The sequence below is a fragment of the Paenibacillus sp. OK060 genome (genome assembly GCF_900101205.1).
GTDB classification, from domain to species: domain Bacteria; phylum Bacillota; class Bacilli; order Paenibacillales; family Paenibacillaceae; genus Paenibacillus; species Paenibacillus marchantiae.
On sequence record NZ_FNFR01000007.1, the window covers coordinates 239,356 to 256,669 of the forward strand.

The window sequence follows — 17,314 nt, forward strand, 5'->3', positions numbered from 1 at the left end:
GATGCAGATTGCGCTTTTGGCTGTTACAATAAGATTAAAACGTTAAGGGATAAAGGAGAAAGACCATGCGCTCAACTATTCTGATTGTTGATGATGATGAAAAAATCGTTTCCATGCTTCGGCGGGGACTTGCTTTTGAAGGATATGAGGTACAGACAGCTTCGAATGGGGCGGAGGGCCTCAGTAAGCTGATGGATAAAGAGCCGGATATCGTGGTTCTTGATGTCATGATGCCGCAAATTGACGGGTTTGAAGTATGCCGCAGACTCAGAGAAGCGGGGAGCAAAGTGCCCGTGCTAATGCTCACTGCCAAAGATGAAGTACAGAGCCGGGTAATTGGGCTCGATACAGGTGCAGATGATTATCTCGTGAAGCCGTTTGCGCTTGAAGAACTGTTGGCTCGTGTCCGTGCCTTATTGCGTCGTAAAGCGGATATAGCAGACACGCCTGATAATCGACTTATGTATGAGGATATTATTCTGGATAATGATTCTCGTGAGGTGTTGCGTGACGGTCAGCGTCTGGAACTGACTGCCAAGGAGTTCGAATTGCTGAATCTGTTCATGCAAAATCCGAAACGTGTGCTGTCCCGTGATCTGATTATGGATAAAATCTGGGGTTATGATTACAGTGGTGAATCCAATGTGCTCGAAGTGTATATTGCCATGCTCAGACAAAAAACCGAAGAATACGGCGGCAAACGTTTGATCCAGACGATCCGGGGAGCCGGCTATATTTTGAGGGGTGACTCCTGACATGTCCATTCGGTTAAGATTAACCGCGTGGTATTCAGGCATCTTGGCAGCCGTGCTCATTTTTTGGGGAGTTGTGATCTACGCTTTTGTTTATTTTAATACGTATCAAGAAGTGGAACAGCAACTGAAAGATAAAAGTGAACGAATAACGAATCAGATCGGTGTCAATCCGCTCTCACAGTCGCTGGACCTGGACCCTTTTACGGAAAGTCAGCTTCAGGAAGCTCAGATATACATCCAGTTGTGGGACTACCAGAGCAGATCTGGTAAAATCTCAGGCAATATGGAGAAGCTTCAGATTCAATTTCCCGTTGTGAAATCCAATGAGATCCAGAAAAAGCGTGGGATATCCAAGATCTATGTCAATGGGACCCCTTTCTTGGTGAATCAACAGCCCTTGTCTCTTCAGGGGACCAATGAAATAAGGGGGCTCCTTCAAGTCGGTGCCAATGTTAGTTCCCAGGAACGATTGCTGGAGGCTCTGCGAAATATTCTGGTCTTTGGCTGGCTTGTAGCGATGGCGCTTGCCATTACTTCGGGTCTGATTCTGGCTCGTAAATCGATGCGTCCACTCGTCAATGTGATTGATGCCGCTAATCAGATTCAGTCCGGGGATGACCTTAGTGTGCGTATTCAATACACGGGTCCTAAGGATGAGATTGGACGTCTGATTGAAACAGTTAATAATATGCTTGAACGAACAGAGCTGTCATTCCGCGGGCTCGAGGAGACGAATAAAGCTCAGCGCAGATTTGTATCTGATGCTTCACATGAGCTGCGTACACCGCTGACCACGATCCGTGGCAATGTGGACTTCCTTAAGAAGCTGTGGGATCAGGAGAGCACGGACCGACCGAATCTGGACGAAGAAACGGTTAAACAAATGTCGCTTGAAGCGATAGAGGACATGGCGGATGAAGGCAAACGCATGAGCAGACTGATCAGTGACATGTTGTCTTTGGCCAGAGCCGATACAGGACAGAAAATCGAACTGAATCCGATCCCGTTGCAGATTCTGGTGCAGGAAGTGGCTCGCAGATCGCAATTCCTTGATCACCAGGCTGACTGGCGTCCAGGTGAACTATCGATTTTGAATGGCATTTATGTGAACGGCAGCAAGGACTATTTGCAGCAAATGTTGTTTATTTTTATCGAGAATGCTTTCAAGTACACTCCAGATGGCTCGGTTACGCTTGATGCAATACTTTATAAAGGTCAGGTAGGACTGCGCATCAGTGATACGGGCATCGGAATGGATCGGGATGAAGTTCCATTTATCTTTGACCGGTTCTATCGGGCAGATGAGTCGCGCGGTGCCACACCAGGCATAGGTCTGGGACTGTCGATCGCCAAGTGGATCATTGAGGAACACCAAGGATCTGTCGAGGTTGTAACCAGACGTGGAGAAGGAACGACCTTTATCATTTGGTTGCCGGTTGTCTTTGCTCCGCCTATCGAATAAGGTTATAATAGACAGGACTGCAATTACATCGGCTATCTTTGCCGAGAAAGAAAGCGGGTGGCAACCAAGTGGAAGTACTGCGAATTTCGCCGCGGGGATATTGTTATGGAGTTGTGGATGCGATGGTGCTCGCGCGCCAGGCGGCACGCAATCTGGACCTACCACGGCCTATTTATATATTGGGTATGATTGTGCATAACCAACATGTGACGGACTCTTTTGAAGATGAGGGCATTATTACACTGGACGGACCGAACCGGATTGATATTTTGAGCCAAGTAGAGAGCGGAACAGTGATCTTTACTGCCCATGGTGTATCTCCGGAAGTGCGCAAGATGGCACGTGATAAAGGTTTGACTACAGTGGATGCAACTTGTCCGGATGTAACCAAAACCCATGACCTTATTCGAGAGAAGACGGCTGAAGGATATGACATTATCTATATCGGGAAAAAGAGCCATCCAGAGCCTGAAGGTGCGGTTGGTGTTGCACCCAATCATGTTCATCTGATCGAGAAGGAAGAGGAGATTGACGGACTGAACGTACCTCCCGGCAAAATCCTTATTACGAATCAGACAACGATGAGCCAATGGGACATTAAACACATTATGAGCCGTCTTCTGGAGAAGTATCCAGGCGCAGAAATTCATAATGAGATATGCTTGGCTACCCAAGTACGTCAGGAAGCTGTTGCTGAACAGGCAGGGCAAGCCGATCTGGTCATTGTTGTCGGTGATCCTCGCAGTAATAACTCCAACCGACTTGCACAAGTATCGGAGGAAATTGCGGGTGTAACGGCATATCGTGTATCAGATGTGGCTGAGATTCAGCAGGAATGGCTGAAAGGTGTGAATAAGGTGGCGGTTACTTCGGGCGCATCTACACCAACACCGATCACGAAGGAAGTCATCCTGTATCTGGAGCAATATGAACATGACAAGCCGGAAACATGGGAAATCAAGCGTACGGTGAATATGAGCAAGCTATTACCTCCTGTAAGGGAAAAGACTCGTACAACGTAAACAAACATTATTATAAGAATCCTGCAGTACAGAGCCGAAATCCGGTGACTGACTGCAGGATTCTTTTTTTTAAGGGGATAAGAGTCGGCTTGACTGAAAAGGGTGAATATGTTATATTTACTTTAGTGGATAAAAGCTTAAAAGCGAACAAGCGTTTAAGTGAAGAAGAGTTTTGGAGATTAAATCAGACGCGCTTAGGCGCTCTCATACAAGGAAGGATGGGATTTATAATGATCGTTATCGCAGGTAAAGCTACTCCGGAGGAACATATTCAGGATATCGTCGCTACAATTGAAAAGGAAGGACTTCAGGTCCATATCTCGCGTGGAGAGGACCGCACCATCATTGGCCTTATTGGTAAAGTAGAACCGAAAATGGCTGAGCATCTCCGTCAAATGAAAGGTGTAGAGAATGTCGTCAAGATTTCGAAGTCCTACAAATTGGCAAGCCGTGATTTCCATCCTCAAGATACTGTTATCTCCATCAAAGGTGTAGATATTGGCGGGAAAGAACTCGTCGTTATGGGCGGACCGTGTGCGGTTGAATCAGCTGCACAGATTGATGAGATTGCCGGACTGGTTAAGGCTGCCGGTGGACAGGTGCTTCGCGGTGGTGCATTTAAGCCACGTACAGGTCCGTACAGCTTCCAAGGAACGGGTGTTGAAGGTCTGATCATGATGGCAGAAGCAGGTAAGAAACATGACCTGTTGACGATTACAGAAGTTATGACGCCTGAATATGTGGATATCTGTGCCGAGTACGCAGACATTCTGCAAGTAGGTACACGGAACATGCAGAACTTCGATTTGCTGCGCAAATTGGGTGAGTGTGGCAAACCGGTACTGCTGAAACGTGGTTTCAGTGCAACTTATGATGAGCTGTTGAATGCGGCTGAATACATTCTTGCGGGTGGCAACCCGAATGTAATGTTGTGTGAGCGTGGTATTCGTACATTCGAATCCTACACACGCAATACGCTCGACTTGTCGGCCATCCCTGTTCTGCAGTCTCTCAGTCATCTGCCAGTCATTTCGGACCCAAGTCATGGTACGGGTCGCCGTGAGCTGGTTGAACCGATGACGAAGGCTTCTGTTGCTGCTGGTGCTAACGGCCTAATTATCGAAATGCATACGGACCCGGATAATTCCATGACGGGTGACGGCGTGCAATCTTTGTTCCCTGACCAATTTGCCAACCTGCTTCAGGATCTGGAGAAATTGGCACCAATCGTGGGTAAAACATTCAACACAGCCAAACAACCGGCGGAGTTCTTTCCAGCACGAGTAGGCGTATAACTGATCTTCATAGCATAGGTAATATATATCATCCGGGCATCTGCCCTGGCTCCGTTCGATGAGAATGAGGCTAGGACAAAATGTCCGGTTTTTATGTTATTTGGAGCCTTGAACGCATTTATTAATCATAGGTGATAAGAAACATTTATGATGTAATGTTATTTCCATAATTTAGGCTAAATATACCCCTGCTTTACCGCATTAAACCAGTTAAATATAGTGTATTTACGTTGTTAAGTGAAATCAATAGGTTTATAAAATGTTAGCATAGCTTACATAGTTGCAAAAAATACCTTACATAAGTATTGACGATGTCACATTTGAGATTTTATAATGACGACAGAAAAAAATTCGAATATGGACATTTTCTTAGCGGGGTTGTTTAATGTTCGGAATATTTGGGAGGACGAATACATGTCGGTTGAAAACGTATTGAAATCAATTCAAGAGAACAACATCGAGTGGGTAGATTTTCGTTTTGTAGATTTATCCGGTCGTGCGCACCACATCTCGTTACCAGCTTCGGCAGTTGACGCAGACACTTTTGTAAATGGAGTAGCCTTTGATGGTTCTTCTATTCAAGGTTTCCGCGGAATTGAAGAGTCCGATATGGTTATGATTCCAGATCCTGAAGCGACTTTTGTCGATCCGTTCACAGCACACCCTACATTGAATGTTATGTGTGATATCTTCACTCCGGATGGGGAGCGTTATGAGCGTGACCCACGCGGTATCGCAGTCAAAGCCGAAGAGTTCCTGAAAGAAAGTGGAGTAGGTACAGCAGCATTTTTCGCACCTGAATCCGAATTCTTCATCTTCGACGATGTACGTTATGAGAGCGGCACGAACAGCTCTTCCTATTTCGTAGATTCCGAAGAAGCTTCTTGGAACACCAACCGTAAGGAAGATGGCGGTAACCTGGGCTTCAAAGTTCGCACTAAAGGCGGATACGTTCCTGTAGCTCCAGTGGATACACAACAAGATATTCGTAGTGAAATGTGTCGCATTTTGGAAGAAGCGGGCCTGTCGATCGAGCGTCATCACCACGAAGTGGCGACAGCTGGTCAAGCCGAAATCAACTTCCGTTTTGATACGTTGAAGAAAACAGCAGATAACTTGCTTGTATACAAATACATCGTGCATAACACTGCACGTCAATATGGTAAAGTAGCAACATTCATGCCAAAACCACTGTTTGGTGACAATGGTAGCGGAATGCACGTTCACCAATCCATCTTCGATGGCGATTCCCCATTGTTCTATGACAAAGCGGGATATGCAAACCTGAGCGAAATGGCTCTGCACTACATCGGAGGCATTTTGTACCACGCACCAGCTCTGATTGCTTTGACTAACCCTAGTACGAACTCATTCAAACGTCTCGTACCTGGTTATGAAGCACCGGTTAACCTGGTTTACTCCAAAGGTAACCGTTCGGCAGCAGTACGTATTCCGGTTGCAGCTGTGACACCAAAAGGTTGTCGTATCGAGTTCCGTACACCGGACTCCACAGCTAACCCTTATCTGGCTTTCGCTGCAATGCTGATGGCGGGTCTGGATGGAATCAAACGCAAAATCAACCCAACTGAGCTTGGATATGGTCCACTCGACAAAAACATCTATGATTTGTCTGATGCAGACAAAGAAAATATCCGCAGTGTGCCAGCTTCCCTGGAAGAAGCGCTTGACGCTCTGGCAGCGGACAACGAATTCTTGACTGAAGGCGGCGTCTTCACGAAAGAATTCATCGAAAACTATATCAACCTCAAACGTGACGAAGCAAAAGCAGTGGCAATTCGCATTCATCCGCATGAGTACAGCCTCTACTTCGACTGCTAATCCAGTCGGAACAGAAACTGTTCCCAATGTAAAGCCTCCGGGACTCGCTCTCGGAGGCTTTTCCTTGAATTGAACGATGTAGTGCATTAACTTTGCAGGGTGATAAAGGAATTTGATAACCCTGATTCGCAGCTTCGGTGCTTATTGCCCTTGAAGCAGATAGGGAATACTGATATCATAGCGATAATATTCACTTCATATGTCAGCTACGGATGGAAAGGGCGGGGGATTTTGTGACAAAGAGAGCGTATAATTTTAATGCAGGACCTGCGGCGTTGCCACTTGAGGTTCTGGAGCGTGCTCAGGCAGAATTTGTTGATTTTCGGAATACAGGGATGTCGATTATGGAGATGTCTCACCGTGGAGCGGTGTACGAATCTGTACATAATGAAGCTCAGGAGCGTTTGTTGTCTCTGCTAGGCAACCCCAAGGGATACAAGGTCCTCTTCCTTCAGGGCGGAGCCAGCACTCAGTTCGCCATGCTGCCGATGAACCTGCTCGGGGAAGGGCAGACAGCCAGTTACGTCATGACAGGCAGCTGGGCCAAGAAGGCACTGTCTGAGGCGAAACTGATTGGGGAGACGCAGGTCGCTGCATCTTCCGAAGCGGATAAATATATGAAATTGCCGGATGTGTCGAATCTTAGCTTCCCGGATCGCACAGCTTATGTTCATTTGACGTCTAACGAAACAATTGAGGGAACTCAATTCAAGTCATTCCCGGATACCGGTTCAGTTCCACTTATTGCCGACATGTCGAGTGACATTTTCTGCAAACCGTTTGACCTTAATCAATTCGGCATGATCTATGCGGGTGCACAGAAAAACCTGGGCCCATCAGGGATTACGGTTGTTATTGCTCGCGAAGAACTGGTTAGTGAATCTCCTAAAACGATTCCGACGATGCTTCGTTATAGTACACATGTGGACAACAATTCTCTCTATAATACACCACCGTCCTTCTCCGTATACATGGTGAACGAGGTTCTGAAATGGATCGAGGAACAAGGCGGATTGGCTGGAATTGAACAGAAGAACGTGAAGAAAGCGGATTTGCTCTATAATGCGATCGATTCCTCCGGAGACTTCTACCGTGGCTGTGTAAATCCGGCAGATCGTTCCCTGATGAATGTGACCTTCCGCTTAGCTAACGAGGACTTGGAGAAACAGTTTATCAAGGCTTCGGAGCAAGAAGGATTTGTTGGTCTGAAAGGGCATCGGAGTGTTGGCGGCCTGCGTGCTTCCATTTACAATGCTGCTCCATATGAAAGTGTTAAAGCACTTACGGACTTCATGTCCCACTTCCAGAAGACTAATGGATAAATAACCTGGCAGCGAGTTGTGAATTCAAGCATTACACTTGTGTTTTACCAGAGCCTTCCACATTGACGTGTGGAGGGCTTTTCTTTAAGATTAGAGAATTGTCGTTTACATGAAATGAAAAGGAGATTGAACACATATGGCTTTACATATCGTTCTGGTTGAACCGGAGATTCCGGCAAATACGGGCAATATTTCTCGTACATGTGCGGCTACCGGCACACATTTGCATCTCGTGCGTCCACTTGGATTCCGTACGGATGATGCCACACTGAAACGCGCGGGTCTGGATTACTGGCATGCCGTTCATATTGAATATCATGATTCGTTTGCCGAGGTTCAGGAACAGTATCCTGAAGGGCGTTTCTTCTACGCAACCACGAAGGCAAAGAACCGTTATAGCGATTTTAAGTTTCAGGATGGAGATTTTCTGGTGTTCGGTAAAGAGACCAAAGGCCTTCCTCCAGAGTTAATTGCTGCTAATCCAGAAACTTGTATGAAGATGCCGATGACAGGTGATGTTAGATCATTGAACTTGTCAAACTCAGCAGCAATCATTGTGTATGAGGCATTGCGTCAACTTAATTTCCCGGGTCTTGATTAATCCAATTCGCGTATAAGTGACGGTTAGAATTCGCTAAAAAAACATTTTTCAAAAAAAAGGACAAAAAATGTTTTTTTCCAGCAGGATTCGACAAAATCTTGGCGAATTAATAAACATAGTACAAATGTACCTAGAAATTTAGAGTAAGATAGGAGAGGTGTGCCGTAGCTATGAAGCCAGCTGGAGTCGTTCGCAAAGTTGACCAATTGGGTAGGATCGTATTGCCTAAATCTTTGCGTAAAAGGTATCAAATGAATGAGGGAGATCCTGTAGAGATCTTAGTACAAGGGGACCATATCATTCTAGAGAGATACCGTCCAAAATGTATTTTTTGTGGATCGATGGAAGAAGTCAATGAGTTCAAAGAGCGTTACATATGCGCACAATGTTTAGATGAAATGACCCAGCTTCCACAGCACGGGTAAAATAAAAAGTATCATGGCCTCTAAAGGTCATGATACTTTTTTTGTGTGGAAAAATCATGTCCACTTCCAATTTACCGGGATCAAACGAATGGATTCAGCTATTCGTGTTGTATTCCATCACCCAATATTTCTCGCCGGGTGTACCTTCTTCAATGACTTTTTTCCAACCCTGTCGTTCGTAAAAGCCAATTGCTTTATGATTATCAGATACACATTTCAATCGAACAGGCTGCTGCATAAGTGAAATTGACGCATCAAGTAAGCGTGAACCTGTACCCCCGCCGATAAAACCGGGATGGATAAACAGAAGGTGAATAAAGTTCTCGGGAAGATATAGCGAAGCGAAGCCGAGAAGCTGTCCTTCTTCATTTTCAGCCACGAGGATATATTCTTCAACGGTGTCTGTATCAAAATCCTGTAGGGACAGCTCTTCCGGCTTAGCCCAGTGGAACCGGGCACGTCGCGACTCGAGATAGATGATTCTCAACTCCGCATAATCTGCCTGAGTGGCTGCTCGTATAATCAAATGATCCCCTCCAGAATAGGCAATATATCTGACCATACATGATCAAGAATGGCTTGCATATTTTGTTCATCACTATTGATGGCAACGACGGACTCCAGCTCCGGTAGGACAACACATAGTTGACCATTGGCGCCATCAGCACGGTAAGCGTTATGGGAACATCTCCAGAATTGATATCCATAACCTTGTCCCCAGTCGCCGTCTCCTGGTGTAGGGATCTGTTGTGTTGTCGCTAATCGGATCCATTCCGCAGGAATGAGCTGCTCGCCGTTCCAGTGGCCCTCCTGAAGCAACAGTTGACCGAACCTGCCTAATTCCTCATTGGTGAGTTGCAGGCCCGCACAGCCCAATGTAATGCCTAAGGGAGAAGTCTCCCACTCTACATTCGTAATGCCCAGTGGCTCGAATAGCCGGGGAGTCAGATAGTCCTTAACGGTTTGACCAGAGGCAGCCTGGAACATGGCGGAGATCATAAACGTATCTGCACTGCTGTATGTAAACGTTTCACCAGGAACTCTGTTCAAAGGAAGGGACATGTAATATTTCGCCCAATCTTTCTCAGGAAGGGTGGCTCGCTCTTCTGCCCATAACACAGGTACGTCATGCCCCGATGACATTCGCAGCAAATCGTACAGGGTGAGGTCCGCAGGAGGGAAGGCTGTTAAATGGGAAGCAGGTGTTGGTGATGTGAAATAGTCTCCTAGTCTGGATTCAAGTGTAAGTGTGCCCGCATCCAAAGCAAGTCCAATCGCCATGCAGGTGAACGATTTGCTGACAGAATGCTGTAAGCGGCGCATATCGCTGGTGCGATCCCACGCTCCGATTGTAACCCCTCTCTGCAATACCCGAACAGAATGAACGTTTAACTGCTGCTCATCTATGTGATGAACAAAAGAATTAATAATACTAGACATCTTAACATCCTTTCTAAAAAAGAAGAATTTTAACTGTTGGTGAAACGTTTCCGCAATCTGGATCAAAAATTAGAACTTATGTTAGTACAAACGAAGTTCAATGTCAATGAATAGGTGCAAACGGTTACTTAAAGGAAATTGTTTCAAATTAAAAGTGCCTTTTGACGCAAATTTTATCACGGAAAATCAGTTTTTTGAGAAAAAAGCGCGAAATTTGTAAAAAGGTTATTGACAGGGTTTGTACTTCGGGATTATGATTTATTCGAAACGATTCGAAGAAATCGCTTCCACGTAAAATGTGTTGTAATCAAGTCCAAGTAAATCAACGTTGGCTATGTTTTGAAACGATTCGAGAAAATCGTTTCGATAACCGAGCGAAATACGGGGGAATCACTGGAAGTTGCAACAAAAAGGCAGAGAAACAGAAGTTTACAGACAGCAGCCGACGATGAGAGGGGTTACATATGGCGCATATAACGATCGAAACCGGATCGCCTACGTTATGCATGAATACAAGCATACATGTAGTGTCCAGTGACTCCGGAGACACTTCAGGCGGTACGCTATATTTGCTGCATGGGGCAGGCGATAACGCAAGTACATGGCAACGTTTGACTACAATTGAAATGTATGCGCAACAATATGGCTGTACCATCATTATGCCGGAAGCGAACCGAAGCTATTACACCGATATGGAATACGGCCTGAATTACTTCCATTACATCACTCAGGAGCTGCCTGAATTCTGCAGGCGTCAGCTCAATCTCAATACAGACCCGGCAAAGACTTTCGTAGCCGGTCTATCCATGGGTGGGTACGGTGCATTGAAATGTGCACTGACATATCCCGAGAGGTACCGCAAAGCGGTGTCCTTATCAGGTGTAACTGATATTCAGACCCGGCTTCACGATCTGGAGATGCCATCAGGCATGATCAAGGAAATGAAAGCGGTTTTTGGAGAACGGTTACAGGTAAAACCTGATCAGGACCTGTACGCACTGTCTGCCAAGCTGTTGAAGCAAGGTGGAGATTTACCGGATATTCTGAGTTGTTGTGGTGACATTGATCCGTTTGTGGATATGAATCGCAAATTCGCGGAATACATGCAGGAAACGGATTTTGAGTTTCGGTATGTGGAGACACCGGGTACCCATGAATGGAGATTCTGGGAGCAACACCTGAGAACAATGTTTGATTTTCTGTATAACGACAAGACCAAAGTAGAGTGAGGAGATGCAATTTGAAACCTGCAGCCGAAGGACCTAGCAAAAAGCTGAAGGGAAACTTGAAAGGCAATTCGCTCTGGAGTGAAATCTGGAAGCACAGAATGACGTACACCCTGCTTATTCCAGGGCTCGTCTGGCTGATCCTGTTTGCCTACATGCCAATGGGTGGCCTGTCTCTTGCGTTTAAAGACTACAAGGCAAACCTGGGGATCTGGGGAAGCCCATGGAGCGGATTTGAGAATTTCAAATACGTTTTCCGGGATCCAACCTTTATTGACGCGGTATGGCGGACGCTGTACATCAACATTCTAAAACTGATTATTCAGTTCCCGTTCCCGATTATTCTTGCCCTGTTGTTGAATGAATTGCGGATGCGCAGAGGGAAAAAGTGGTTCCAGACGGTTCTTACGTTCCCTCACTTCCTTTCATGGATCATCGTATCCGGGGTAGTCATCAACGTCTTGGCTTATGACGGACTGGTAAACAGCGCACTTGGTTTGCTTGGATTGCCAACCATTAACTTCCTTGGTTCCGAGTCTAACTTTGTACCGATGCTGCTGTTGACGGATATTTGGAAATCAAGCGGATGGGGTGCGATTATCTTCCTGGCAGCCATTTCCGGTATCGATCAGGATCAGTATGAATCGGCGCAGATTGACGGTGCTTCCCGTATGCAGCAAATGTTCAAGATTACATTGCCAAACATTCTTCCAACAATCACCGTCATGTTCATTCTGTCGGTTGGTGGATTGATGTCTTCCGGTTTCGACCAGATCTTCAACTTGGCAAATGCCGCAACTAAAAATGTATCGGAAGTATTGGATGTATATATCTATCGGATTACGTTCCAGTCCTCAACGGACTTCTCATTCTCGACAGCGGTCAGCTTGTTCCGTTCCCTCGTGAATATGGTCTTGCTGCTTCTCGCAGACAGATTTGCCAAGTGGCTTGGCGGAGACGGTTTGTTCCGATAAGAGAGGAGGAAAAATGAAATGAGTAAGAAGTCTAACAAAAAACCGAGAATTGGTACAGAAAAAATGACATTTCTCGATTACATTATTTTCGCCATTTTACTTGTGCTTGCTCTGATGATTCTGATTCCGTTCTGGAATGTCATTATGATCTCGTTCGCAACACAAAAAGAATATGCTGACAATCCATTTTTGATGTTCCCTAAAGAATGGACATTGGATTCCTATAAGGCGTTGTTCGCTGACGGAACGATTCTGTCGGGGTACAAAAATACAATTATTTTGCTAGTCATCGGTTTGCCACTCAGCTTGTTCCTGACAACAAGCATGGCATATGGCCTTAGTCGCAACAAATTTCCGTTCAAGAAATTTCTCTTTTTCTTAGTACTGTTCACCATGATCTTTAATGGTGGTATTGTACCGCTGTACCTGATCATGAAATCACTTCACCTTACAGGTACGCTGTGGTCCGTTATCCTGGCGGGAAGCTTCAGTGCTTTCAACATGATTCTGATGATGAACTACTTCTATACCTTGCCTGAATCGCTGATGGAATCGGCGAGATTGGATGGAGCAGGAGAGTGGAGAATTCTGTTCTCAGTTGTTCTTCCGCTGGCTACACCAATTATGGCTACAATCACGTTGTTCTACGGTGTGGCGTACTGGAACAGTTGGTATGATGCGATGATATTCCTTCGAAAAGCGGATCAGTTACCGCTCCAGAATGTACTCAGAAACATTATCGTCACATCCCAGACGAACGCATCCAATGCATCCAGTGTGGATGCTGCCCAAGCAAGCAATTTCTCAATGGGTATGAAGATGGCGGCAGTATTTGTCACCATGGTACCAATTATGTGTTTCTTCCCAATGCTGCAAAAACACTTTGCCAAAGGGGTATTAACAGGGGCTATCAAGACCTGATTATACGTATAGGATTTTGCATTAAAATTCTACTAAAAAACATGGGGGTAAAACATGAAAACGAACAAAAAGTTGTCAGTAAGAGCTCTCTTTGCCATCACGCTTAGTGTAGTTATGCTGATGGTGACCGCTTGTTCCAGCCAAGGAGCTTCAGGTGGTAACGAAAAAGATGCAGAGGGAAATTACAAAGACAACCTGACCATCTCAGTAGCTAACCTGACAGAAATTAAAAACGGGAACTTGGATAATGACTTCCACAAGTTCTGGACAGACAAGTTCAATGTAACATGGGATTACAACTATATCGATTGGGATTCATGGGGCGAGAAGCTTCGTCTGTGGATCAACTCTGGCGATTTGCCGGATGTAGCAGTATGGAACTACGTGCATGGCGATGCCATGAACAGTATTGATCAAGGCCTGTTCTACAAATTCCCGGATGACTGGAAAGAACGCTGGCCTAACGTGGCAGCAGCCTACAAGTTGACCGGTCTTGGAGACAAGCTGGAAGAACTGACGGGTGGAACATACGTCCTGCCAAGACCAATCTATTTCGAGAACAAACCTGCTGACCCATTGACGAACCAAATTGGTGTTATTGCGCTTCGCAAAGACTGGGCTGAAGCGGTTGGTTTCGAACTGAAAGATGCATATACAACTACTGAATTGAATGAATACGCTGAGCTTGTGAAAGAAAAAGATCCAGGCAAAGTGGGCAACAAACTTGTACCTCTGTCCTACAATGCGGCAGATGCCATGACGAATATCATTATGCCGAACAGTGTGCATGCCATGACTGACTCTCCGTTCTATAAAGGAGAAGATGGACAGTTCCACTGGGGACCATCAGATCCTGAAACTCTGACAGGACTTAAATTGATGCAAAAAGCCTACAAAGATGGCTTGCTCAATCCTGAGTTCTACACATGGAAAAACAATGAAGGTCAAAACAACTTCAAAGTAACAGGTACAGCTGCAGTAACAAGTCTGGGCGGACTGGCTTCGTACAGACAAGGTCTGGATTCCGATATGAGAAAGAATCTGGGTGTAGATAGTGATGACCTGGTACACACAGCAATCGTATTGGGTGATGATGGGAAATACCGCAACATGGAGCAAGCGAACTTCTGGTCTGCATTGATCTTCAATCCGAACATCAGTGACGAGAAATTCGAACGGATCATGGATCTGATCGACTACTCGACTACCAAAGAAGGACAACTGCTCATCAACATGGGCTTCGAAGGTAAAGATTGGAAATATGATGAAAACAAAGAACTGGTTAGCTTGCTGCCAGAAGGAACTGTTCTGGAAGACAAATACCCAGCACGTTTCGAAGGTCTGTACCTGCTGGGTGACGACTTTAGTGTTGTAAACCCTGCAATTAAAAAGGATTACCGTGATAGAGCTGTGAAGCTGTTCGAGGAAAAAGCAAAACTCGGTACAGAAGGTCAGTCACTCGCAACATACGACTGGGATATCAACCTGTACGATTCCAAAGCTAAAAGTCAGGCTTCATTCGACTACCAGAATGAATATGCCAACTTGATCCTCAAAAATGGAGATCTTGAAGCGAACTGGAAAGAATGGGTAAACAGTAAAATGTCCCTGGTTCAACCTTATCTGGATGAACTGAACAAAGAATTCAAGTAATCATTCAGTAATTAGCAAGATGGGATATGACAGGTGTGTTCTGTCTGTCCCATCCAATCGAACCCGGTGCGCGGTCTCTCCCCGAACGCAGCCGGGTTCTTTATTTCAACAACATGTAGTGGAGGATAATGTCTATGAATAACGAGCAGTTGCTAGACCTTGTAAACCAAATGACCCTGGAAGAAAAAACGGCCCAGCTGCTTCAGCTGACCGCTAACTTTTATGAAGGAACCAATGTTGAAGGTCAGATCACAGGTCCAATGGAAGAGATGGGAATCACGGAGCAGTCCGTGGATGCCAGTGGCTCCATTCTGGGATTGTCTGGTGCACAGGCCATTATAGATGTACAGCAAGCTTACCTGAAAAAAAGCCGTCTCGGCATTCCGCTCTTGTTCATGGCGGACGTCGTGCATGGTTTTAAGACCATTTTCCCCATCCCGCTAGCCATTGGCTGTTCATGGGACACCGAACTGGCTGAGAAAAGTGCTGAGATTTCAGCACGTGAATCCGCCGTATCTGGCCTCCATGTCACTTTTGCACCGATGGTCGATCTTGTTCGTGATCCGCGTTGGGGTCGAGTAATGGAGACGACAGGCGAAGATACTTATTTGAACAGTCTGTTCTCTGCGGCATTTGTACGTGGATATCAGGGCGACAGTTTGAAGGATGAGCCGGATCGTCTGGCGGCTTGTGTAAAACACTTTGCAGCATATGGGGCAGCAGAAGGTGGTCGTGATTACAACACGGTCGACATGTCTGAACGCAACTTGCGTGAGTACTATTTACCGGCTTACAAGGCAGCACTGGATGCAGGCGTCGAAATGGTTATGGCTTCATTCAATACTGTAGAGGGTATTCCAGCGAGCGGAAATGAGAAGCTCATGCGTGACATCTTGCGTGACGAGTGGGGCTTTGATGGTGTATTGATCTCGGATTGGGCTTCCATTCGCGAGATGATTGCTCATGGCGCAGCTGAAGATGATCGTGAAGCTGCATACCGCGCCATTCGTGCAGGAGTGGACATCGAGATGATGACACCTTGTTATGTTCATCATCTGCCAGAGTTGATCAAGAACGGAGAAGTGGAAGAAAAGCTTATTGATGAAGCGGTGCTGCGTATTCTGCAACTGAAAGAAAAGCTGGGATTGTTCGATAATCCACTGCGTGCAGCGGATCCGGAGCGTGAGCGCGAGATCGTGTTCTCGAAAGAACATCGTCAGGTATCGTATGAGCTTGCAACCAAATCTGCTGTATTGTTGAAAAATGATAATGACGTTCTTCCACTCAAGCCAGAAGCCAATGTAGCGTTAATTGGACCTTTTGCCCAAAGTGAAGACATTCTCGGATGGTGGTCCTGTGAAGGTGTCAAAGAAGATGCCGTTAAACTCGGAACTGCTTTGCAGGAACGTCTTACTGCCGGGAAAGTTCATATTGCTCAAGGCAGCAACGTTCACACGATCACCGCTGAACAGATTGCTGAAGCGCTTGAAGTAGCAAGCAAAGCCGATCTGATCGTGCTTGCACTTGGTGAAGATTCCGAAATGAGTGGTGAAGGTGGATCGCGTACGGATATTCGTTTGCCAGCAGCTCAACTGGAATTGGTTAAACAGCTCAAAGCAGCCGGCAAACCAATCGCCAGCGTTATTTTCAACGGTCGCCCTCTGGACTTACATGGTGTATTTGAAGAATCCGATGCTGTGCTTGAAGCGTGGTTCCCGGGCAGTGAGGGTGGAGCGGCCATTGCCGATGTATTGACAGGTGTGGTGAATCCATGTGCGCGTCTGACGATGTCCTTCCCGCAATCTGTAGGTCAGATACCGGTATATTACAATCATTTTAATACAGGACGTCCACTCAATCCGCAAAAGACGGAAGAGCGTTATGTTTCCAAATATATTGATAGTCCGAATGATCCGCTGCTTCCGTTTGGCTACGGCTTGTCATACACCTCGTTTGAGTATGGTGACCTGGAAGTTTCAAGCAATGAAATGACTGCTGATCAACCTCTGACAATCCAAGTGCGTGTAACCAATGCTGGCGAACGTGCTGGCGTAGAGACGGTTCAGTTGTACGTACGTGATGTCACTGGTGAAGTTGTACGTCCAATGCGTGAGCTGAAAGGGTATGTCAAGCTGTCACTCGCACCGGGTGAAAGTGGTACGGCTGCATTTACATTAAACGAAGAACAGCTTCGTTATCATCATTCCGATTTGAGTCATCGCAGTGATAAGGGAACATTCCACATTTTCGTAGGGCCGAATAGCCGCGATACATTGGAGAGCACGTTCAAGCTGGTGTAATGGGATACACCTCATATCGATGAATGATTGAACTCATCATACAAAAGCAGCAAATCTGCACTGCCTTCTTCTCTTCTGT

The 17,314-nt window shown here is 46.0% G+C and carries 15 protein-coding genes; 13 read left to right on the top strand and 2 right to left on the bottom strand.

Annotated elements, in window-relative coordinates:
- The first annotated feature begins 65 nt into the window (after positions 1–65).
- The 8 genes from BLS14_RS24710 to BLS14_RS24745 all read left to right on the top strand — a co-directional run bounded on the left by BLS14_RS24710 (position 66) and on the right by BLS14_RS24745 (position 8,721).
- Positions 66–755, top strand: coding sequence for a response regulator transcription factor (locus BLS14_RS24710; RefSeq protein WP_063564239.1), 690 nt, complete (start codon positions 66–68; stop codon positions 753–755).
- A gap of 1 nt (position 756) precedes the next feature.
- Positions 757–2,217 carry a sensor histidine kinase gene (locus tag BLS14_RS24715; RefSeq protein ID WP_090954466.1) on the top strand — a complete coding sequence of 487 codons (1,461 nt, stop codon included), beginning with the start codon at positions 757–759 and terminating at the stop codon, positions 2,215–2,217.
- A 68-nt stretch (positions 2,218–2,285) separates the two neighbouring features.
- Complete coding sequence (locus BLS14_RS24720) at positions 2,286–3,239, top strand: 4-hydroxy-3-methylbut-2-enyl diphosphate reductase (RefSeq protein ID WP_063564241.1); 954 nt, start codon at positions 2,286–2,288, stop codon at positions 3,237–3,239.
- Positions 3,240–3,469: 230 nt separating this feature from the next.
- Complete coding sequence (gene aroF, locus BLS14_RS24725) at positions 3,470–4,534, top strand: 3-deoxy-7-phosphoheptulonate synthase (protein ID WP_063564242.1); 1,065 nt, start codon at positions 3,470–3,472, stop codon at positions 4,532–4,534.
- A 414-nt stretch (positions 4,535–4,948) separates the two neighbouring features.
- Positions 4,949–6,373 (top strand): type I glutamate--ammonia ligase, encoded by a 1,425-nt coding sequence (glnA, locus tag BLS14_RS24730; RefSeq protein ID WP_063564243.1) that lies wholly within the window; start codon positions 4,949–4,951, stop codon positions 6,371–6,373.
- Between the two features lie 212 nt (positions 6,374–6,585).
- Entirely contained in the window at positions 6,586–7,695 is a 1,110-nt protein-coding gene (gene serC, locus BLS14_RS24735; RefSeq protein WP_170867852.1) for a 3-phosphoserine/phosphohydroxythreonine transaminase, read from the top strand.
- 136 nt (positions 7,696–7,831) lie between these two features.
- Entirely contained in the window at positions 7,832–8,296 is a 465-nt protein-coding gene (gene trmL, locus BLS14_RS24740) for a tRNA (uridine(34)/cytosine(34)/5-carboxymethylaminomethyluridine(34)-2'-O)-methyltransferase TrmL (RefSeq protein ID WP_063564245.1), read from the top strand.
- Positions 8,297–8,466: 170 nt separating this feature from the next.
- Positions 8,467–8,721: an AbrB/MazE/SpoVT family DNA-binding domain-containing protein gene (locus BLS14_RS24745; protein WP_024629045.1), complete on the top strand. Its 255-nt coding sequence runs from the start codon at positions 8,467–8,469 to the stop codon at positions 8,719–8,721.
- 94 nt (positions 8,722–8,815) lie between these two features.
- On the opposite strand, the gene BLS14_RS24750 is transcribed toward BLS14_RS24745, so the two are convergent.
- Both BLS14_RS24750 and BLS14_RS24755 read right to left on the bottom strand, forming a co-directional pair.
- Positions 8,816–9,247 carry a GNAT family N-acetyltransferase gene (locus BLS14_RS24750; protein WP_072734025.1) on the bottom strand — a complete coding sequence of 144 codons (432 nt, stop codon included), beginning with the start codon at positions 9,245–9,247 and terminating at the stop codon, positions 8,816–8,818.
- Positions 9,244–10,161, bottom strand: coding sequence for a serine hydrolase domain-containing protein (locus tag BLS14_RS24755; protein WP_079696554.1), 918 nt, complete (start codon positions 10,159–10,161; stop codon positions 9,244–9,246). Before BLS14_RS24755 ends, BLS14_RS24750 begins: the two co-directional genes overlap by 4 nt.
- Positions 10,162–10,625: 464 nt before the next feature.
- Here BLS14_RS24755 and BLS14_RS24760 point away from each other — a divergent pair, with 464 nt between their 5' ends.
- The 5 genes from BLS14_RS24760 (at position 10,626) to bglX (ending at position 17,235) form a co-directional block, all read left to right on the top strand.
- On the top strand, positions 10,626–11,390 hold the full coding sequence (locus tag BLS14_RS24760) for an alpha/beta hydrolase (RefSeq protein WP_079696555.1): 765 nt from the start codon (positions 10,626–10,628) through the stop codon (positions 11,388–11,390).
- 11 nt (positions 11,391–11,401) lie between these two features.
- On the top strand, positions 11,402–12,361 hold the full coding sequence (locus tag BLS14_RS24765; protein ID WP_063564249.1) for an ABC transporter permease: 960 nt from the start codon (positions 11,402–11,404) through the stop codon (positions 12,359–12,361).
- A gap of 18 nt (positions 12,362–12,379) precedes the next feature.
- The gene (locus BLS14_RS24770; RefSeq protein ID WP_063564250.1) at positions 12,380–13,282 is read left to right on the top strand and encodes a carbohydrate ABC transporter permease; all 903 of its coding nucleotides are present in this window, start codon (positions 12,380–12,382) and stop codon (positions 13,280–13,282) included.
- 54 nt (positions 13,283–13,336) lie between these two features.
- Complete coding sequence (locus BLS14_RS24775; RefSeq protein WP_063564251.1) at positions 13,337–14,935, top strand: type 2 periplasmic-binding domain-containing protein; 1,599 nt, start codon at positions 13,337–13,339, stop codon at positions 14,933–14,935.
- 134 nt (positions 14,936–15,069) lie between these two features.
- The gene (gene bglX / locus BLS14_RS24780) at positions 15,070–17,235 is read left to right on the top strand and encodes a beta-glucosidase BglX (protein ID WP_090954468.1); all 2,166 of its coding nucleotides are present in this window, start codon (positions 15,070–15,072) and stop codon (positions 17,233–17,235) included.
- Positions 17,236–17,314: the final 79 nt, after the last annotated feature.